The sequence below is a fragment of the Legionella bozemanae genome, from assembly GCF_001648595.1.
Taxonomy (GTDB): domain Bacteria; phylum Pseudomonadota; class Gammaproteobacteria; order Legionellales; family Legionellaceae; genus Legionella; species Legionella bozemanae.
In genome coordinates this window covers 97,238-117,216 of the sequence record NZ_LBAW01000015.1, presented here as the reverse complement: position 1 = coordinate 117,216, position 19,979 = coordinate 97,238, and the positions used below count along the sequence as shown (strand labels likewise).

Sequence of the window (19,979 nt, the reverse complement as noted above, 5' to 3'; positions counted from 1 at the left end):
CCCACTACAGTCTTTCTTTGAATTTTGTGGGGATCGTACAGGCATAAAGCGCGGTACGTAGAAAGTTGAGCCTATTTCATTTAAAAACATAAAGTTACATTCTGGTTTCGCGTGGTTCTCTCAGGAACCAGTCACAGTACGTAGGTGGTGGGGAGTAGCTATTCAGGGAGTATGTTTGAATCTTGGTGAACGGTTGGATTTGAGCGCAGGTTGCGCGAAAATGATGCTGAGGAAACGTAGCATACATCAGTATGTGAGGCTTCCGAAGCATTATTTTCGCGCAAGATGCGCCAAATGCAGCTGTTCGGTGAATGGGGCATGAACGCTTACGGTGGGGATGGCGGTAGATGGTATGTGGGAATGAATTGTCACATACAGCCTACTTATTAAATGTAACTTTCTATGTTATTACTCTTAGTCTAAAATTGATTACATTGAGACAGGGTAACGATTAATGAAAAAGTCCGTTCAGATAGGATCAAATTTATTTTTAATCATAATGGGTTTGTTATTTGTCATCTTGATGGCTTTAAAAAAGCTCCTGATTCCTGCTACCTCTTAATTATTCGGTGAGCAACTTATGTCTTCTCCGTACTAAATTTTTTATAAAAGTAAATTGGCTCCAAAAGGTCCCTTCCATCCCAGGCAATTCGATAAATTTATAAGTAAAGGTCGCTGCCGGAATTAATATGATGCCAACGCTAAAACAAGTCATGAATTTTTGTATTGGATGGGCGAGTAGTGCCATAGGGTGCATTGAGGCAAATAGTGCAACAGGGAATACTACAAGGTATTGAAGAAGATAAATACTGTAGCTTATCCGGCCAAGAAAGAGTAAGGGTTTATAAGTTAATATTTTAGGTTCTGCTATAAGAATGCTGAGAAATAAAACACCTGCTAGAAAAAAGTGTTTGAAATCGAATTGGCCGGATGTTATGAGAGATAAGAGAAGCGCTAATAAAGCCATAGCCCCCAAAAAGGGTTTTATCTTTGAATCCTGTAAGCTTGGATAATGATACATTAACCATGCGCCAAAACTTCCAATGATAAAAAACGGCCATGACGCATTGCCTAAAGAGTATAAATCACGAGAAGCTACTAGAAGAACAGATAAAACGATTGTAATCGCCATGAATGTGGACTGGCGATATAGAAAATATAAAGGGGGTAGGACTAAATAAAATTTCCATTCATAACTTAAAGTCCATGCAATACCAATAAAGGACAAGGCATTGATACTACCAAAATAGAGTACTCCATCACCTAAAAAGCCATATGAAAATATATCGATAATTCCTTGAAAATGAAGAGAGAAGTCATTCGATGTTTTTACGGAGAGGTAAAAACATACAAGAATAGTTATTGAGGCAACAAAAAGGTAAAGAGGAACTATTCGCCTTACCCTGGCCATATAAAAAGAAGCGGGGTTAAGTTTATTTTCTAAAGCTTTTTTAGTAAATAAGTAGGCAGTTAAAGCAAAAAATAACTGTACACTAATAAACCCTATGCGATTTCCAATTATGGGGGTGCCGGTGATACCAAAATAAGCAAGTAAATGATGATTCACGTGACACGCTACAACACCCAATGCAGCTAACCCTCTTACACCATCTAAATGCTGATATCGATGATCTTTAGCATCACTTATATTGAAGAGACGCTTACAAGGTAATGCTATAATGAATGCTATAGCAAAAAATCCAATAAAAAAAAGAGCCTGAATAATTTGATGCATAATTCTTGCTAAGCCTTAGCTCAATGAGTTACGGCAATTTACTTGAATAGAATAAAATATTCAATGCGTATGAAGGTGGATTTTTATTGACCTGTAGAAAATTTTTTCATGAATTAACGAGCACCGCAATACTATAGCGGGGTTAGAGCCGCTTTGCTAAGTTTTTGGGTAGGGAGTTAGCATTGCATCGGAGCCAATTCAGTATAGCTGGCTGCTAATTCATCCAATGCCTGGCCGCTAACTCGATGTACTGTCCATTCGTCCATTGGTTTTGCACCAAGCTTTTCATAAAATTTAATCGCAGTTTCATTCCAATCCAATACCCACCATTCAAAACGCCCACAGTCTCTATCCTTAGCTAACTTAGCGAGAAAGGCCAACATAATTTGTCCTATTCCCTGACCACGTGCTTCGGGCTTCACATATAAATCCTCCAAATAAAGGCCTGGTTTTGCTAAAAATGTTGAATAGTTGTGAAAAAATAAAGCAAAACTAACTGGTTTTTTATCGAGATAGCCGATAATTACTTCACCATAAGCTTTAGAGCCAAATAGGGTCTTCAACAATTGTTCTTCGGTAGCAACTACCTCATGCAGTAATCGCTCATACTCCGCTAATTCTTTAATAAATTGTAAAATTAAGGGTGCATCGGATGCTGTTGCAAATCTAATTTTTAAATCGTGACTCATGATCTTTTCTCTGCTATTTCACTTTAGGTGGTTATTCCTATCTTAGCTGATTTCTTAATTTATTAGGACACGCAAGAAGCTCATGCGCATCGTAGTGTTCAATAAGTGATTGATTTTTTATCTATTTGATGTTATAATACCCAGATTATTTTAGCCGCCATTCCTTGTTTTTAGAGGGCCTGGCTTGGTTTCAAAATAGAAAAAATCAAAAAACGTCTGTTTCCCGGGAGTAAGTCATGTGGTTCACTTTTGCTATTCTTGCCGCCATCTTATGGGGATTTAATTACGCGTTGGCTGAAAAAATATTACACAGTATTTCACCGAGTACATTATTGGCATTGGAAATGATAATTGGGGCTATATTGTTTACCTGCATTTCTTTTTTTACCACCATGAAAAGAGACGTTGAAATATTAACCACTGATTCTGGCCTACTGTTATTAACAATCGTCGAGATTGCCATTGTACTCATCGCCAGTTATTTCATCGCAGCTTCCATTAATCTTAAAAATGCTACGATTGCAGGTATTGTCGAATTAACTTATCCCATATTTACCATTATTTTTACTTGGTTTTTATTTAATCAAGCGCACGTGAATTTTTCAGTCATTGTGGGTGGACTTTTAATTTTCATCGGTGTTTTGGTCATCAGCTTGGCATAAAAACTTAAAGATATTGGCTCATTAAGAGTCTAACTTAATATAAAAGATATTGATCTTATTAAGTTACTTGTGGTGAATTTTTGTATGAGCCTTGAAGTGGTGGTCCCACGATTTAGTTGTAAGCTACGAGATAAAGTTTATCCACCGTTTGCAAATATTTATCCATTTATTTCTCAAATCTGATTTGTTGTTCTGCCTGTTTATTTATTTATTGCTGCAGTATTATGTGTCGAAGGCAAAATAGGAGTAACAACAAAAGGATTAGTCAATGAAGGCAAAAATTATACAAAAGCAAATTAAGTTATATGATCAAAACAAAGGATATTTTAGGACGCTTAAGGATGAGCCGCATATTAAAGAGTTACGTGAATTTTGTAATAACAAACTTGAAGGTATTGATACCTTATCTCCATCGTTACTTTTAGAATTAGTCACTATTTTGATTGGTAAGAAGGATAGAGATGGAGATTCAGAGAGCAGCCGTATCTTTAGAATGCTTGTTAATTATTTTGGTGGTTATGAAGCATTAGATTGTTTAAATAATCAGAAACAACTGTCAGTAGAGCATGTGGTGTTTTTGAAGAAAAATGCCAAGCATGCCAAAGAGTTAGCACCATTGTTGGCTTCTATTAGCAAAAAACTTTCTCCATCTATCATGACAATCGTTCTGCATGCAGCAGAAATGATGTCAGAACCAGAACAATTAGTAGAGATATTCAAATATTTTAGGCAATTAGCATTCGCCGAGGATGCTTTTCTTTATTTTGAAACACTGGGTGCTCTTAATCGTTACGGCATAAATACAGATGATGTGGTCCCACTATTAATTGACGTGAAACAGCTTTTTAGCAAGAAGCAGGCATTGGAAACATTATTCAGGATTAACCCGCAATTATTCAATCTTGATAATGTGATCAATATTCTGAAATTACAAAATCCTTATCATTTTTATAAGTTGTTAGAACTTCTTCCTCATACGCAAGATAGCTTGAATAAGTTGTTTGTTGTTGATGGCATACTCGATAAGTGTTCTTTTGCCGAAGAAATTATCAAGAATTTTAAAAGCGCTGGTTGGGATCCACAGCCTTATTTGACCTATATTTTAAGTGTCGATAGAAAGGGATTCGATATAGAATGTGCCACGGGTAAGCTAAAGGAAATGACTATCAATCCTGAACTACTTCCCTTGATTTTAGAAACACTATTTGTTCGCTCTAATGAGAGTATGGCATTAGTCAATGCGGTGACTCTCTTAAATCAAGAGAACCTGGAAGAGGATGTGTTAAATTTGGCTTTTGCCACTAATTATCCTGATCGCGTTGCTGAAGCAGTAGTAGCGCTTAAAAAGGCGACACTTTTCAATAATCAAACAACGGATGTTATTTGTTCTCATCCTGAACATGCTTTTGGATTAGCACAGGCGATGATTCAATTGAGCCGCCTCGACTGCTCTGTTAATGCAGCGTATGACGGATTAGATCAATACCCTCATAGTGCAGACAAGGCAGCAAATGTTATTGAGTACTTACAAGCAAATTCGCTGATACATAATTTGAATAATAAATCTGAAGTGAGTAAAGGAAGAATTAAACTGTCTACGGATATGGTTGTTGCCGCAGTGTGTAAAGCCGAATTAACGGATGACTCCTTGCTTAAATTATTCGAAATGATGAAGGCAGCGAATCTCTTAGATATATATAATCTTGATAAGTTAATACACAAGTTGAAATATGTTAAAACGCTGGCTAGTGCTGCACGATGTTTGGCGAACAGTAATCAATTGGATCAATTAAATTTTGATAGCATAATCAGCGATCCGATTAATTCTATAGTCTTAGCAGAGAATTTAGGAGGTTCCCCTTGCTCGCCTTCATTACCTAAGGTGATAGATGAAGGTGCTCAGGATTTTGTAGCAATCCGAAAAGCTGCAAAAATCTTGGCATTAGGACAAAGACAGGGGCTTTTTTTTCCTAAGCTAGAGCCAGAAAAACTTCAAACTTTCGAAAAAACGACACATCGAAAAATGGCTGCCATACAAAATGAAGCAATGATGAAAATTGCTCAGTATACAAGTGAACATCATCTAGAGAGAGCTACGGAGCATCATATAGCGAATAGTTTTTATTTTTCTGTATTGCATCCGAAGTAAGAAATAAAGCTGCTTATGATTATGCGCGGGAAATCATGTCACTTAATGGGATAATGCTTGATGCTCAAGAAGGATTTACAGTATTTATTGAAAAGCGCAAACCCCATTGGAATGAAAAATGAATGTATCACTACAGCGAAAGTTAATCCATTTCTAATCGTGTTCAGTGAGACATGTAGACGGTTACTCCTATACTCAACCCCCTACGTGCCGTGCATAAAGCGCGATACGTAGGGGGAAATTTCGCGTGGATTGCTCAGGCCTTGTCCGCGACATCTAAAGAATCTTAAATAAGTTTATGTTGTACTTATGTTATTTCGGTTTTGAGGCCATCTTGCGAAGTTGCTAAAGCCTCACTCACAATTTTACACGCGTGTTCTAGTTGTTCTGATTTAGCCTTCAAATGCTCCATGTGAACTGTGTTTAATGATTTACCCGACCAAAGAGTAGCAAATGTATTTCCCATAGCGCATTTATTTGAAATGATGGGATCGAAATAAAGTGGAGAAAAGATGGCCATACCAAATAATTTTAGTAAGCTGGAAATAACTTCTAGGATGTTTAGCGTATGATGATCTTTGAGGTGTTCTATATCTGTTTTTGTTATTACATCACTTAATTCTTTGGTTTGTTCTAACTTAAATCGAATTGCTTCCTCAATAGAGTGCCCCTCAAATTTTTTCTCTCGAATGACATACAGTTCGCCTAAAAATTTGGTACGTAAATTAATGTCTTCCTCTTCTGTAGGTACATCATTTTTGTGAAGCCAATTATTCTGCCGAAAAAGTTGCTCATCAAGTGCAGAAAAATAGTAAGCAAGAATTGCATTAAAGAGTGTCTTTTCATTAAGCATTGCTGCCAATTGAGACTCTGGAATTTTTTCATAGGCGTCAATCTCGTTGTGTCGTAGTATAGACCGCACTGCAAAGATTATGAGTTCCTCATCAAAATCATGGGGATATTTTGACAGAATTTTTTTTGCAGTTTTTGATATTTTTTTCACTCTTTGCTCGAAATCTTTAGCTTCTTCTGCATATATTTTTGCTAGTGACATCTTACTTCCCCTAAAAGGATTCGTTTAAATTTTCACTAATGATACATTTTTAGCAAATTTAAGTTAAGTAAATCTTTTTAAGAGCATGCATATACCCATTGACCCCGGACACGAGCCCACATCATTGAACTTGCAGTATGAAGGCGGAATTATATTTGCAACATGACGTCAGCGCAACAAATCGTCGACCTTATGCTAGCGTTTACGGCTTGTCAAACTTTTTAGTAACCAACGGAAAAAATCGCGAACGACTTGCCGCACCAGAGTATTTTTACTCATTGTGACGAATATAGACGGTTCGGATGGGGTCGTTTTTTCTTGTGAAGGTGTGGGAGCTTCCATTGTCGTGCTTTGTTTTTTTGCAGCAAGCATTTCGGCAGCAGAGGGTGGATTTTCCCGACGAGAATAGCGTTGATACAAATGAGATTTGTTAAGTATTTGCTGGACTTCGGACTCAGTTAATACACCCATTCTTGACTCTGGCGGCCTCATCAAACAGTGAACTAAGGGGGTAGGTTCTCCTTCCGCGTCAAGAGCGCTCAAAAGTGCCTCACCAATGCCTAAAGAGGTTAACATTTTCTCTGTATCATAGTGGGTTGATGGAGGAAAGTTTTGCGCGACTAATTTCATTGCTTGTCGATCTTTGGCAGTAAATGCACGCAAAGCATGCTGAACTTTCAATCCGAGCTGCCCTAAAACAGCCTCGGGAATATCGTTAGGCGTTTGTGTGCAAAAAATTAAACCTACGCCTTTAGAGCGAATTAATTTAACAATAGTATCTAGTGTACTTAATAAGGCTTTATTGGCATTTTTGAAAATCAGATGTGCTTCGTCAATAAATAAAACTAATTTTGGCTTATCGGGATCGCCCAACTCAGGCAGTTGACGATAAATGTCGGTCAGTAGCTTTAACATAAATGTTGAAAACAACTGTGGTCGATCTTGCATGTCCATTAAACGAATAATGGAAATAATTCCCTGGTTGTTTTCGTTATATTGTAATAAATCCTCAATTTTAAATGCGGGTTCACCAAAAAAATCTTTGCCACCTTGTGATTCCAATTCAACAATTTTACGCATAATGGAACCAATAGAAGTCGCAGCAACGCTGCCATATTGTGATTCAATTTCTGCATTACCCTCTTTACTTTGTACGTATTGCAACAACGCTTTAAAATCATGTAGATCAATGAGCGGCATCGCATTGTCTTTAGCATACTCAAAAAGAATAGTAACAACACCAGCCTGAGTTTCGTTGATTTCTAACATCCTCGAAAACAGTAAAGCACCAAAATCAGAAATAGTTGCCCGTAAAGGAACTCCAGGAACGCTGCTTAGAGTATATAACTCTACAGGGAAACTGCGAGGAGTAAATGGTAATTGTAAGGATTTACACCGCTTTTCAATACCCGGATTGGCTTCTCCTGGCATTGCCAAACCAGAGACATCGCCTTTAATATCCATTACCAGGCAAGGAACCCCAGCTAAGGACAATTGCTCGGAAAGCACTTGTATGGTTTTTGTTTTTCCACTACCTGTAGCTCCAGCAATCAAGCCATGACGGTTAAATGATTTGAGTACGAGATTAACGGGGGCATTTTCTAACACCTTATCCTCAGCAAGAATGCCTCCCAACTGTAAAGAAGCAATGTCTTTGGGGGCTTGGTAAGGAACAGTCAGATCTTCATACATAAAAACATCCTTGTTGCAGTGAATATTTATTAATTATACTCATTATTTTAGATTATTGCTGGATAGGTAATCTTCAAACAAACATTCAAAAAAATGGTTTTTTTGTTTTGAAAAGACTCATTCCATATTACGATTCTTCTCAGCACTATCCAAGTTAACAATATGAAACGACTGGGTTTACAGTAAGCGTGGCCTTTCTAGAGATAGAGGTAAGGGGTATGGGCTTGCTGATTACATCTTTCCCTCATACCTGTTCGGGGGGACTGCGCTTTATGCGCAGTATCCAGAGGTTTGTTTTAAAAACTAAAAAGATCATGAAATAGTGACGGCTCTTCGGGACATGGGAGCCGTTACGGATTGAATGATTGCATTACTTCGTGTTTTGTGTTTCGCTTAAAAAGACTAATTTTATAGTCATTCGTATTATTAAATTATCAATAAGTTTATATTATTTCATTTTTACGTCAGAGTATATTCCATGAAATTTGATAATGAAAAAGGAGTTAACTATGTGGGAGCGAACCCTCAATACGGCAAAGACAAAACAACCAATTTCCACCACAGGAATGTTTGCTCATACTTATTATTGGTTAATGGCTCCCTCTGGGGATCAAACCTATCGGAATCCTTTCTATACGAATGAGCAAAATCAAGAATCAGAGACGGCAATTTATTTTATTCATGGTACAGCAGATCAATCCTCCGCTTTTCAACGGGTTGCCGAGCGCTTGATTCAAGCTGGACTTCCTAATGAAATTTCTTCCTTAAATTTACTTTCTTTTGCCCAACGATATCAGGGAAAAAGTATCGAGTTTTTTGCGGAACAACTTAGGGATAAAATAAAAGCAAATCATCATCGACGAGTCATTTTAATTGCTCATTCTCGTGGTGGTTTGGTTGCCTCATATTTCGCAGAGTTTTTGGCCCGCTTAGCCGGTATTGAAGTACTTTTAATTATTACAGTAGGTACACCATTTAATGGTTCTTATCTGGCTATGAAACCCTTGTCATGGTTTTCTGATTCAATCAAGGAAATGGAAATTGATAGTGAATTTCTGATACGGCTTAAAAGAAAAATAATCGAAAACTCAGCAAGTACCTATCATTTTTTCATTGCAACAGAAGATGCAATTGTTCCAGGAGAATCTGGGTATATTAAAGAATATGTTGATAAGTATCCAAACTCACTCAATATCTTAGATCGCCACGGTCATCTTTCAGTGATGTCGTCTCATCGTTTAGTGTCCCAAACTGCCTATTTGCTCCACAAATATTTAAATTCTTCCCTCATTAATTCAGAAGTAATTGTTTCTAAATTGGCAGATTTTACCCTAATTGAAGACTATCTGCCCGGACAATCAAAGTCTCAGGTCAGTCCTAAAGGCAAAAGCGGTGGCTCTTGACATTTTTGTTCTTTAGAAGGCAACATGAGCTATATATTTTTACAGCCCATTCTCGAAAGGGTTAAAGCGTCCAATTTGATAACATAGTTAAACTGATTTTGATAGAGTTATCCAATCATTACAGTTGTAAGGAATCTGATGCATGATACAAAATTTTATTCCAAAAATTGGATAACTACTTACGAAAACGATCTTTTAGCTTTGTTACAGCGCTTACCGCGTAAATCGGCCAATTATTCGCGTATTCGCTCTGTTCTAAACATGGTACGTCAAATTGCTAGTGCACAAACATTATCCCCAAATTCCGTACCATCAGAGTGGAAGGTAGCTCAGCAAAAATTACTTAATGGCCTCTATGAACAACTTCATGCATCGCTGACTGAAAATAATTATGGTTCTACTTGGTTTACCAGGATTATTGATCGTTATTGTTCTGGTGATCATGTGCTACAACAGCGATTGAATTATTTTATTCAGCGAGCAATAGGTCCAGTAATTAAATTATCTGAGTGTATTAAAGACAAAAATAGAACATTGGCAATTGAGTTTCCTGATCAGGAAATGCGCGATATATTTTTGAATCGATTAGGTTTAAATAAAGACACTGATTCAATAGTCATTCATGGGAATAGTGTTTCTCTCCCAGCTTTTTTATCAAAAAATCAGCAACTAGCCGTTACTTTTCCAACGATTAAATCTAGGGACAGCTTTAAGTATCTGCTTAATCTAGATAAAGCAAATCTTGTTACTTCTACTGTCGACGATTGCACGCTCTATATCAATGATAGACGCATACATGACACTGCTTCCACGTTTCATATTGCAGTGCTATGTCCCTATTTCGCCGAACGTTATAAAATACAATATACCTCTCATATACTTGCTCAAGCATATCGAGATGGTACTAGTTTTTTTAGTCAGGTTAAATTTCCTATTGAATTAGCAGTAAAAATTGCCTCAGATGCCTCTTCATCTGAAGCAATTTCTATAGATGAGAAAATGCAAATTGCATATTCCAGTTTTCGTCGACCTTAAGTTAGCGTTTAATATAATAACTATACGTTATCTCATCATCTGTTTGGGCTGATGGTTTTTCCACATCAGAACTTGGTTGCTTTCTTGCCGGGATATCTGAGTCGTCCTTGGCAAATAAGGTATGTCTACTTACATTTTTAAAGCCCAAACAATTAGGTTTTGGTCGTTCCGTTGTTGTCCCTGCATCACAGGTTTTTGTTTGCACAGTGACCATTTTTTTACCAAGCCCACCTAATCCGTGATAGTAAAGCTCTACAGAGCCGCTATTATCTAAGTTGATGGCATGAGTACACCCGAGTGCGGCAAATAAATCCGCAAACTCTTCCGCAGTAACACCGCAGTTACGATCAGGATTATGAATGACCATGACAACAATATTATTGCCATTATTTTTGTAGCCAACCCCAGTACGCGGCAATCGATTTGCATGGTTATTATTCAAATCGGGTGTTTTTAATCTCGTTTCATCCCTTAGAATAATAAACCCGGATACGGCATTTTTATCATCATAAAAATTGGGATTTGTCTCCAATGCAGGTTCAATATCTGTATGGGCCATGATAGATGCTTTTTTACGTGCAGCATCAAAAACAATTGTATCCAACCCAACATTATTCTGATCAAGTACTTTATATGTGGACACCAGCTCACCATGACTTACCGATAAGCCAACAAGAAATGTGCGTGGTTGTGTTCTAGGGTTGATTTTTTCTCCCACATTGGGTACACCAGTTGTCCATACATTAAACCAATTCGCATTGACTAATAAATCGGGTTTATCACTACTAGGGTCTGGGTAAGCTTCTGTCCAGTTGTCACGCCATTCTTTTAATGTGAATAATGGTGCATCAAACTGACCACCTGTATAATTATTGCCATAACGATCGGGAAATTTAGGTGCATTGGGTACAAATGTTTCATACTGAGATAATGGAATCTCAACATAATAACCCTGAACTTTTTCACGGTACGGGTTTTTACTCAAAATTTCATCAAAATTGGGTAGAGAGCGGATGTCTTGTACTTCTGTGGCACGAGTAATACCAGCAATTTTTTCATTTACTTTATCTGTTTTTGTATTTAACGGCTTACTAAACACAGGATGTTCCTCGCTGTAATGCATATTGGAGCTAATTTTTTTGCTAATGATAACTCGAATACATTAAGGAATTATTAAAAAAGGACAGTTTGCTTATTTTTTGTTAAATTAAGGAGTAATTTGAATCTATCTTATTGATTAATTGGGGGTAGGAGTTTCATTCTGTTCGGGAGTAAACTCTACATGCTCCAGCGATCTTCCCTTATCAATGTAAGCAAATGACTCGGTAAAATCACGTAATTCCATTTCAAAAGTAGAGTTCTTGGTTGTGCTGAATTTCAGCTTAGATTCACCTGTTTTGGGATCTATTGTTTCGCTTGTATGTCGTCCTCCTGACAGGAAAAAATGTGAAATTAAAGAACGATCTTCAGGAAATGGATTACGTAATACAATAAATTTTTTACCAGTTACTGGATTTTCCCTGATGCCGACGATTGCGTAAGAATGCTCTGGGATAATACCTTTTGAAGGCATATTTTTAGGATCAGCTACTACAGGTTGATCGTGCTCCATTGCATTTTTTAACTCAGAGAACAAATGTTCTTCCTCATAACCATAGCTTTTTCTAGAAGGCAGTATTTTATTGGTATTCAGCCATGTTACTACAGCTTGGATCGCTTCTTTTGGGCAGGTTTCGGGGTTTTTTTGCTGCATTTTATTAAGGTGTGCTTGAAAGGCTTCAATGGTCAAGGGGTGGGTTTTTAATAATTTCTCCCAATCTTTCTTATTGGGTTTTACCCAAGCCCACCAATCTGCCAAGAGTGCACTGTTATCATTAAAAACATGCTTTACTATATTCTGCATGGTAGCTGGATTAGTCATAGGACGTAATAAAAAAATTAAAGTATAAACATCTTGACCGGAACAGCCAGCAATACTCTTTGTATAAAGATCAGCAAGTGTACTTTTTGATTGGTATGGTAAAGAAAGAGAGTCTGTAGATCTTCCAAGGAAGGTTTGTAATGCTTGAGTGGTTTTTCCACTTTTTAACGTTTGATTATAATCTCCTGAATGAAACGCTGTATATGCTTTTTCAAGATATCGAACCCATGTGGCTCCACTACTTAACACACCTGGCGATGTTGGCAGTGATTTATCAATAGCTATCCAGTGAGGTTTATATGAATCATCAAAAAGCAAAACATGAACTTCCCCATCTTTTTCAACCATTCGCTGGCGAATAAAATTCTCACCACCTGGAAGCGCAAGAATCGAATTAATAGCTGACAATAGATAACAATCACCTGATTGACTGCCTTGAATGATTTGTTTTACTTCTAATTTGCCGGGATAGAGCGGAGCAGTATCTGCTTTATGAGTTACTTGTTTCCCTCCAAATTTTCCAGTTGGATCTTTTCTATACTTTGTTTGAGCCATAATGAATACACTGCTTTTTCTTTAAAGCATTTTCAGCTTCTCAAGAATTAAGTTATTTATAGTATAAATTATAGTCAACTTATTAAATAAATGAGCTTTACATGTTTTTTTTAGTTAATTTTGGATTGAAAGTCTGCTTTTGCGAACCCGATTTTCGATTCATTAATCAGCTATAGTTATTATAGAGTTAAAGGAGGAGCTAATTATGGAAAAAGCAAAACTGATAGGCATTAACCATATTGCACTTGAAGTGGGAGATGTGGAACACTCATTGGAATTTTATAGCAAAATTTTTAATTTTACTTTGCGAGGTAAAGATAAAAATCATGCTTTTATTGATTTAGGCGATCAATTTATTGCTCTAATGCGAAATACTACCCCTCATAAAGATAAGATACGTCATTTTGGTCTTGTGGTTGATGATCGTTCCAAGGTGAAAGAATTGGCGAAAAAGGCTGGGGCTGAATTAATTGGAGAACAATTTTTAGATTTTCTGGACCCTTGGGGGAATCATATTCAAGTCGTGGAATATGCCGACATTCAATTTACAAAAGCACCGGAGGTATTAGCTGGAATGAATTTAAATTTACATAAAAATAAAGGCGCGCTGCAAGAACTGCAGGCGAAAGGAATGAGTCCTAAGCACTAATACTTCTTGAAGAACGGCTAGCACATTTTGCGAGAAATTTTTTCTAATCAATGCGCACATGTTGATGTATGCTGTGCTTGCTCAGAAAAATCTCCGTACAACCTGTACTCAAACCCAACCGTTCCTTGATAGTGACTGAGCATTTACACTATTGCCGAACAATTCTGTGGTATCTGGCGAAATGTTTCCATAAAATGAATTTTTTCTTCAAGACTCATTTTGCGTAGGAGCTAAAGACCTCGCTGAGTCATCACAACTAATTCTCATATACTGGATGTAATCTACAGGCTTGGCTGAGTCAATACTGGCATAAAAATTTTGCCCTAATTGTTATTGGTTAATAATACTCAATCTATTCGTGTACAAGAGCGCTCTTTGGTGAGTTCTATTAACTGATTTACTAATTGTGTGGCAATACCCTTACGCCTATAGTGCTCTTTCACATATAAGTCATGTAAATAAATGCCTGGGCCATCAAAAAGCGGAAAATTACGGTTTGTCATAGAAAAAAGTGCAAAGCCAACCGATAAATTTTGGATTTCCGCGATGAGCACTTGCTTATGCTTATGAAACGCAGGTGAAGCAACGTATTTTGCCGCTGATGCCGGAAGAAAATTTGGCTCTATTAAATTTTACTATTCCAGAATTGAATAATTTATTTACTCTCCTAGGTAAAAATGCATATGAGAAATTTTTAATTCACAGCAAGGACTCCAGCCCTCTTTCTAATGACCTAACACCGGAACGATTTAGAGAAATCACTGCCAATACAATGCGGGAATATACTGAATTAATTGGAAAATAAATTGTTTTTTGACCAACTTATTTATATATGTGCCCAGGGTCAAAAAATTACATTATTTATTGGTATTATGTATTTCTTGTTCGTTGCATAAAAGGCAGAATTAAGTATTCCAATAGTCCGAGCTTTATATAAAATAAAATTTATTAATTTTTAAGGATAAGCATGTGGTTAAATATCAAATTGTCGCAATAATCTTTTCAATAACGCTAAGCAACCTAATTTTTGCTGCAGAAGCTAAAAAAAACTGTGATAAAGCAGATTGGCGCTGCCATGGTTCTTTTTACATCACAGGCGGATATGTATTTACACACACTTTTTTCAACGACAATCAATTGTCATTATCTCCTCCCGACCAGTCAACAATACATTTTACACCTCGGGATGTGTTTCCCAACAATGCCAGCGGGATGCGTTGGGGGTTTGGAGCAGGCCTTGGTGACAACTTACCCTTCACTTATGAACTGGATTATAATCAAATTTTTACTCATTCAAAAATAAAAGATGGATTAAAAATTTCCAGATCAAGTAAGTCATTGGTAGCTATTATAGGATATACTCTTAACCCTAAAAGTAGATTAAGAGCCAGTATAGTTGGTGGTGCATCAGTTATTTCAACATACTTGACAGCGACTACGGTTGCCCCTCGTCAATTTTTTTCTCAGAACACAAACACTGTAGATGTTGATCCTTTTCTTGGCGGCTCCTTATCTTATCAGATTAATTCTAACTTTGCGTTGAGGGCAGTTGAGTTTTATGATTTTGCTACGTACAACAGAAGCGCTCAAGGTGTTGCGGTTACTCTGATAATGCTGAATTATTATCCAAAGTGATTCGTTTATTCCTTTTGATTGCGTGTTGTTCATAACTTTTCTTTTATCAGCTCATGGGGAGAGAGTTAAAAGCTGCTAGGAATTTTGCTTTTTCCTTATGGTAATCCTCTTAAGATCTTGGAAGCCAACAAAATATATACGGGTATTTCTCGATAAAATAAATTATTTCGCAAAAAAATCCTTATTCGAGGTGCTTACATGCGTTGAATCAACTATACTTTTTTTATCATAAAATATTTCTCTCTTGGATAAACAAATGATAAAGGAATGGATTTTATTTTCATTCAGCAGGAGTATTATTTTTATACTCCTTACTTTTGCTCAACTATCATTTGCACAAGCAACCTTGTCCACGGCCAATCAATCACCTATTAGGATAGGAAGCAGCACTGCTTTGGAAGGTCCGGCACAAACGTTGGGGCAGGGCATGACCCTTGGAATCAAAACGTATTTTGACAGAATAAATGCTGCTGGTGGTATCAATGGTCAAAAATTAACATTTATTGTCTATAATGATTCCTATGAGCCTTCGCTTGCTGCGCCTAACATGCGCAAATTAATTACGCAGGATCAAGTGCTCGCTGTCATCGGCAATGTGGGATCTCCAACTGCGGTGGTTTCAGTACCTATTGCCCAAGAATTGCAGACACTACTCTATGGTTGTTATGCTGGAACAGAAGTGCTCCGTAAAAGCCCCCCCGATCGGTACGTTTTTAATTTTCGTGCAAGTTATGCAGAAGAAACTGCGGCCATGGTGAAAGGTTTATTAAAAGCAGGAATTAAACCCGATGAAATTGCATTTTTTACACAAAATGATTCGTTTGGGGATTCCGGTTATTTTGGTGCTATAAAAGCGTTAAAGGAAGAAGGTTATCAAGATTCAGAAAAATTAATGCATGGTCGGTTCACCAGAAATACAGTAAATGTGGAGGAGGGTTTATCCGAGATCCTGGATGCAAAAAAAATGCCAAAGGCGATTATTATAGTAGCTCCTTATCTTCCTGCTGCTCGATTCATTAAATTGGCGGTTGAAGACCTGCCTAATACCCTGTTTCTCAATGTTTCTTTTGTGGGAAGTGAAACTTTGCTAAAAGAGCTTGGCACATTGGGAGATAACCGCGTGATAGTGACTCAGGTTGTTCCTAGTTATAACTCTGATCTTCCTGCTGTCAAAGAGTATCGAGAGAGTCTAAAAAAATATGCACATGATGCCCAACCAGGCTATATCTCATTAGAGGGGTACCTCGCTACAAAATTATTTGTCCTGGCATTACAACGTGCTGCGGATGCTAATAAATTGACGCGAGAAGGGCTTGTTGATGTGATGCAAAACATGCGCGATGTGGATATAGGCATCGATATTCCCATCAGTTATGATAAAAACAATCACCAGGCATTACATACAGTTTGGCCTACTATATTAAGAAATGGAAAATTTACCTCTCTTGATTGGACTGAATTGCATTCGTTTGTTAAAGAATAAGTGGAAGGATTATTAATGTACAGGAAACTAAGATTATCATTAGTAAACGTGTTTCTGTTATTTTATATTCTTACCGTTATTTTTACGATGATCCTTAGCTTGGCTGCACTCTATCTTAATCATCAACTGCTTCAAAATCAAAACCTTTTATTAACGGTGACTTCAATTGAAAACGCGCGATTTAGAATGAGTAATGCACGAACTCAATTCTTGGTGCGCCAACAAAGCATTTTAACCGCACATGAAGAAAATGATTTATCCAAACTGGAGCCTCGTTTACCGATAGAGACGATTTTTATTGAGGGGGAGGAACAATTGGCTTTGGTTACCAATAAAGTTTCCTCTGTCTTGCAGGCACTTGAAAATCTTAAAGTGATCTATCAGGAATTTTTAAAAATTGACGATCAATTATTGAAGTTGACTCAATCCTTTTTGAAAGCGAAAAACGAGTTGGCAGATCAAAAAAGAATTATTGATCAGCAAATTAAAAATATTCACAATAAGTCTGAAAATATCAGCGGTATTTTAACTTATCAATATAAAAAAAACATACGCCAACTACGTGGCTATTTCCAGGATGGAAAACTTCCACAAAGTGACCAGCTTAAAGGAGCATTAGAAACTCTGATTTTAAGTAATGCTGCAGATGCTCATCGTATCGATGAAAAAATTAATATAGAACTCGCACAGCTCATGGCATTGATCGAAGAAATTGCTGATGAAGAAAATTCCGATGAATTGAATAATTTAAAAGATAATCAACTATTGCAGCTAATCCCAGTAACACGCAGTAAATTGCAACAATTAAGTACTTTATTACAGGATAATCCGCAACTGCACCAAGCCGCATTGGATTTAGGCAACCAATTTAACTTGGTTGTTAATCAGTTAACCCAGGGTTCAGGAAGTATCCTCTCCCTGCGAAAAGAACTCAACAATCTTCAATTGCAATTACAAAAAAATCATATTGCGGTAAAGGAAAATTTAGCGTCTCTTGCAAAACAATTTGACAACTTGGATCAAATTACAAAGAAATTAAAGGATCAATCATTAAAGACTTTTCATAAGCTGATTGCAACCAATCGTATTATTATGGTTTCTTTACCTTTGGGCATCCTTCTATTTATTAGTATCGTAGGATATTTTTTATATCACGCTATTTCTAAATCATTGGGTAGTTTAAGTTCGGCAATGTATCAGATCACCAAAGACAAAGGCGGATTAGAGCAGCGTTTAAGTATGACGCCTTATGATGATCTTAACAGAGTCGTTAAAACCTTCAATGATATGGCCGAAAGCCTGCAATATACTCAAGAGCATTTACACGAATTGGTAGAGTCAAGAACCAAGGAGCTGCAAAATGTAAATCAGAATTTGGAACAGTTGGTGGTACAATTAAATGAAGCTAAAAAAGACTCGGAAGTGGCTAATAAAGCAAAATCTGAATTTATTGCCAATACCAGCCATGAATTACGCACGCCACTCAATGCTATCATTGGTTATTGCGAATTATTGAAAGAAGAAATGGAAGATGAGGGACATGAGATTTATCTGGATGATCTCAAAAAAATAGAGTCTTCAGCAAAACATTTGTTGTCGCTTATCAACGATATCTTGGATTTATCGAAAATTGAAGCAGGTAAGATGGATATTTTCCTGGAAGATGTCAAAATTCCCGAGATGATTAAGGAGTTGGAGGCTATAATTACTCCTTTGATGAGCAAGAATATGAATACATTTAAATGTGAGATCGATCCTCGGGTGGACACGATGCATACCGATCTCGTGAAAGTCAGACAATGTCTGTTAAATTTAATAAGCAATGCAGCTAAATTTACCAAAGAAGGTACGATTACTTTATCGGTTAAACCGTTAATGAGTGACGGTAAACCGTATATGCAATTTTCAGTCAGTGATACAGGGATCGGACTGACTCGTGAGCAATTAGGTACATTGTTTAAAGCATTCTCTCAAGCAGAATCCTCGACCGCGCGTCGATTTGGTGGAACTGGGTTAGGTTTGTATTTGACGAAAAGCTTCTCTAAAATTCTAGGAGGTGACGTGAGTATCGATAGTGAATATGGTAAGGGCTCCACGTTTACTATTGTTTTGCCGCTGATTAGTAAAGTAGGCGTTGAAAAAATATCTCAGGTAAAATTACCTGAACAACAAGTCCATGGAGAAGTAGGAGCCAAAACGGTCCTGGTGGTTGATGATGATCCTAAAATACATGACATAATGCAAAAGGCTTTAGAAAAATCAGGTATAAGAGTGTTACACGCATTCCATGGTGAAGAATGCCTTTCTTTAGCAAAAAAATATCAGCCTGACTTGATTACTCTTGATGTGATTATGCCCATGATGGATGGATGGACTACCTTATCAGCATTAAAATCTGATCCTAATCTGGCTAATATTCCCGTGATTCTGGTCTCAATGCTGCTGGAAAAAGACTTGGGTTTTGCTTTAGGTGCTGTTGACTATCTCAATAAACCCGTTGAACCTAAGACACTTATGGAGAAAATTGAGAGTATATTACCGCAGGATGCTATTAAATCTATATTAATTGTGGATGATGAAGCAGACGCACGGAATATTATTCGAAGAGCGATTAAAAAGTCGGGATGGAATGTGTTGGAGGCAAAAAATGGTCGTGATGCTTTAGAGGTTTTAGCTGACCAGACTCCTTCTCTGATTCTCCTGGATTTAATGATGCCAGAAATGGATGGTTTTGCTGTCATTCGTGAATTACAAAAACATGAAAAATGGGCTCAAATTCCTGTAATCATCTTCACTGCAAAGGATTTAACCCAAGAAGAACGAGACTTTCTGATGAATTCGAGCAAAGTAGTTTTACAAAAAAACTCCTATAGTCGGGAGCAACTTGTTGCCACGATAACGGATCAGATTGAACAAATAATTAAAAATCGCTAGGAGATATTGCGATGACGATAAAGATCTTAATTGTTGAAGATAATGAATTGAATCTTGATATGCTATCAAGACGTTTGCAACGTAAAGGATATGAGATCATTAGTGCAGTCGATGGGGAAAAAGGCGTGAGCATGGCAAGAGCTGAAAATCCCGATCTCATTTTAATGGATTTAAGCCTACCTGTTTTGGATGGATACGATGCTACACGACAACTTAAATCTGCTCCAGAGACCAGCGCCATCCCGATTATTGCTCTAACGGCGCATGCTATGGTAGGAGATAGGGAAAAAGCAGTAGCTGCAGGCTGTGATGATTATGAAGTGAAGCCTATTGATCTTCCTCGTCTTCTTGAAAAAATTGAGCGATTAGTGAAAGCGTGTTGA

General features: G+C 37.2%; 17 protein-coding genes. 10 read left to right on the top strand and 7 right to left on the bottom strand.

Annotated elements, in window-relative coordinates:
• Positions 1-562: 562 nt before the first annotated feature.
• Together A8O27_RS12140 and A8O27_RS12135 are read right to left on the bottom strand one after the other, a co-directional pair.
• Positions 563-1,735, bottom strand: coding sequence for an acyltransferase family protein (locus A8O27_RS12140; protein WP_058458276.1), 1,173 nt, complete (start codon positions 1,733-1,735; stop codon positions 563-565).
• Positions 1,736-1,911: 176 nt separating this feature from the next.
• Positions 1,912-2,424, bottom strand: coding sequence for a GNAT family N-acetyltransferase (locus A8O27_RS12135; RefSeq protein ID WP_058458275.1), 513 nt, complete (start codon positions 2,422-2,424; stop codon positions 1,912-1,914).
• A 236-nt stretch (positions 2,425-2,660) separates the two neighbouring features.
• Between A8O27_RS12135 and A8O27_RS12130 the strand changes: the two genes are divergently transcribed.
• Positions 2,661-3,086 carry a DMT family transporter gene (locus A8O27_RS12130; protein ID WP_058458274.1) on the top strand — a complete coding sequence of 142 codons (426 nt, stop codon included), beginning with the start codon at positions 2,661-2,663 and terminating at the stop codon, positions 3,084-3,086.
• A 268-nt stretch (positions 3,087-3,354) separates the two neighbouring features.
• Positions 3,355-5,235, top strand: a complete 1,881-nt coding sequence (locus tag A8O27_RS12125; protein ID WP_058458273.1) for a hypothetical protein — start codon at positions 3,355-3,357, stop codon at positions 5,233-5,235.
• A gap of 307 nt (positions 5,236-5,542) precedes the next feature.
• On the opposite strand, the gene A8O27_RS12120 is transcribed toward A8O27_RS12125, so the two are convergent.
• Together A8O27_RS12120 and A8O27_RS12115 are read right to left on the bottom strand one after the other, a co-directional pair.
• Complete coding sequence (locus tag A8O27_RS12120) at positions 5,543-6,289, bottom strand: hypothetical protein (RefSeq protein WP_058458272.1); 747 nt, start codon at positions 6,287-6,289, stop codon at positions 5,543-5,545.
• 195 nt (positions 6,290-6,484) lie between these two features.
• A complete protein-coding gene (locus A8O27_RS12115; RefSeq protein WP_058458271.1) occupies positions 6,485-7,981 on the bottom strand; it encodes a helicase HerA-like domain-containing protein in 1,497 nt (498 codons plus the stop codon).
• A 509-nt stretch (positions 7,982-8,490) separates the two neighbouring features.
• Between A8O27_RS12115 and A8O27_RS12110 the strand changes: the two genes are divergently transcribed.
• Together A8O27_RS12110 and A8O27_RS12105 are read left to right on the top strand one after the other, a co-directional pair.
• Positions 8,491-9,384 carry an esterase/lipase family protein gene (locus A8O27_RS12110; protein ID WP_058458270.1) on the top strand — a complete coding sequence of 298 codons (894 nt, stop codon included), beginning with the start codon at positions 8,491-8,493 and terminating at the stop codon, positions 9,382-9,384.
• A gap of 138 nt (positions 9,385-9,522) precedes the next feature.
• A complete protein-coding gene (locus tag A8O27_RS12105; RefSeq protein WP_058458269.1) occupies positions 9,523-10,419 on the top strand; it encodes a hypothetical protein in 897 nt (298 codons plus the stop codon).
• A gap of 1 nt (position 10,420) precedes the next feature.
• Here the strand turns inward: A8O27_RS12105 and A8O27_RS12100 are convergent, their stop codons facing one another.
• Entirely contained in the window at positions 10,421-11,518 is a 1,098-nt protein-coding gene (locus A8O27_RS12100) for a phosphodiester glycosidase family protein (RefSeq protein WP_058458268.1), read from the bottom strand.
• Positions 11,519-11,656: 138 nt separating this feature from the next.
• Complete coding sequence (locus tag A8O27_RS12095; protein ID WP_058458267.1) at positions 11,657-12,895, bottom strand: C2 family cysteine protease; 1,239 nt, start codon at positions 12,893-12,895, stop codon at positions 11,657-11,659.
• Positions 12,896-13,100: 205 nt separating this feature from the next.
• Between A8O27_RS12095 and A8O27_RS12090 the strand changes: the two genes are divergently transcribed.
• Positions 13,101-13,544 (top strand): VOC family protein, encoded by a 444-nt coding sequence (locus tag A8O27_RS12090; RefSeq protein WP_058458266.1) that lies wholly within the window; start codon positions 13,101-13,103, stop codon positions 13,542-13,544.
• Positions 13,545-13,891: 347 nt separating this feature from the next.
• Here A8O27_RS12090 and A8O27_RS12085 read toward each other — a convergent pair whose 3' ends face one another.
• Positions 13,892-14,098 (bottom strand): GNAT family N-acetyltransferase, encoded by a 207-nt coding sequence (locus tag A8O27_RS12085; protein ID WP_058458265.1) that lies wholly within the window; start codon positions 14,096-14,098, stop codon positions 13,892-13,894.
• 23 nt (positions 14,099-14,121) lie between these two features.
• Between A8O27_RS12085 and A8O27_RS12080 the strand changes: the two genes are divergently transcribed.
• The 5 genes from A8O27_RS12080 to A8O27_RS12060 all read left to right on the top strand — a co-directional run bounded on the left by A8O27_RS12080 (position 14,122) and on the right by A8O27_RS12060 (position 19,979).
• Positions 14,122-14,349 carry a hypothetical protein gene (locus A8O27_RS12080; protein WP_058458264.1) on the top strand — a complete coding sequence of 76 codons (228 nt, stop codon included), beginning with the start codon at positions 14,122-14,124 and terminating at the stop codon, positions 14,347-14,349.
• Positions 14,350-14,513: 164 nt separating this feature from the next.
• Positions 14,514-15,179 carry a hypothetical protein gene (locus A8O27_RS12075; RefSeq protein ID WP_058458263.1) on the top strand — a complete coding sequence of 222 codons (666 nt, stop codon included), beginning with the start codon at positions 14,514-14,516 and terminating at the stop codon, positions 15,177-15,179.
• Between the two features lie 256 nt (positions 15,180-15,435).
• Positions 15,436-16,662, top strand: a complete 1,227-nt coding sequence (locus A8O27_RS12070; protein WP_082642396.1) for an ABC transporter substrate-binding protein — start codon at positions 15,436-15,438, stop codon at positions 16,660-16,662.
• 15 nt (positions 16,663-16,677) lie between these two features.
• The gene (locus tag A8O27_RS12065) at positions 16,678-19,596 is read left to right on the top strand and encodes a response regulator (RefSeq protein ID WP_058458262.1); all 2,919 of its coding nucleotides are present in this window, start codon (positions 16,678-16,680) and stop codon (positions 19,594-19,596) included.
• 11 nt (positions 19,597-19,607) lie between these two features.
• Positions 19,608-19,979: a response regulator gene (locus tag A8O27_RS12060; protein WP_058458261.1), complete on the top strand. Its 372-nt coding sequence runs from the start codon at positions 19,608-19,610 to the stop codon at positions 19,977-19,979.

What these genes read in the sequence shown, in the direction of transcription:
- A8O27_RS12110 (WP_058458270.1), top strand. Translation starts at nt 8,491, where the DNA reads ATGTGGGAGCGAACCCTCAATACGGCAAAGACAAAACAACCAATTTCC.
- A8O27_RS12140 (WP_058458276.1), bottom strand. Translation starts at nt 1,735, where the DNA reads ATGCATCAAATTATTCAGGCTCTTTTTTTTATTGGATTTTTTGCTATA.
- A8O27_RS12070 (WP_082642396.1), top strand. Translation starts at nt 15,436, where the DNA reads ATGATAAAGGAATGGATTTTATTTTCATTCAGCAGGAGTATTATTTTT.
- A8O27_RS12065 (WP_058458262.1), top strand. Translation starts at nt 16,678, where the DNA reads ATGTACAGGAAACTAAGATTATCATTAGTAAACGTGTTTCTGTTATTT.
- A8O27_RS12105 (WP_058458269.1), top strand. Translation starts at nt 9,523, where the DNA reads ATGCATGATACAAAATTTTATTCCAAAAATTGGATAACTACTTACGAA.
- A8O27_RS12090 (WP_058458266.1), top strand. Translation starts at nt 13,101, where the DNA reads ATGGAAAAAGCAAAACTGATAGGCATTAACCATATTGCACTTGAAGTG.
- A8O27_RS12130 (WP_058458274.1), top strand. Translation starts at nt 2,661, where the DNA reads ATGTGGTTCACTTTTGCTATTCTTGCCGCCATCTTATGGGGATTTAAT.
- A8O27_RS12060 (WP_058458261.1), top strand. Translation starts at nt 19,608, where the DNA reads ATGACGATAAAGATCTTAATTGTTGAAGATAATGAATTGAATCTTGAT.
- A8O27_RS12135 (WP_058458275.1), bottom strand. Translation starts at nt 2,424, where the DNA reads ATGAGTCACGATTTAAAAATTAGATTTGCAACAGCATCCGATGCACCC.
- A8O27_RS12095 (WP_058458267.1), bottom strand. Translation starts at nt 12,895, where the DNA reads ATGGCTCAAACAAAGTATAGAAAAGATCCAACTGGAAAATTTGGAGGG.
- A8O27_RS12125 (WP_058458273.1), top strand. Translation starts at nt 3,355, where the DNA reads ATGAAGGCAAAAATTATACAAAAGCAAATTAAGTTATATGATCAAAAC.
- A8O27_RS12115 (WP_058458271.1), bottom strand. Translation starts at nt 7,981, where the DNA reads ATGTATGAAGATCTGACTGTTCCTTACCAAGCCCCCAAAGACATTGCT.
- A8O27_RS12120 (WP_058458272.1), bottom strand. Translation starts at nt 6,289, where the DNA reads ATGTCACTAGCAAAAATATATGCAGAAGAAGCTAAAGATTTCGAGCAA.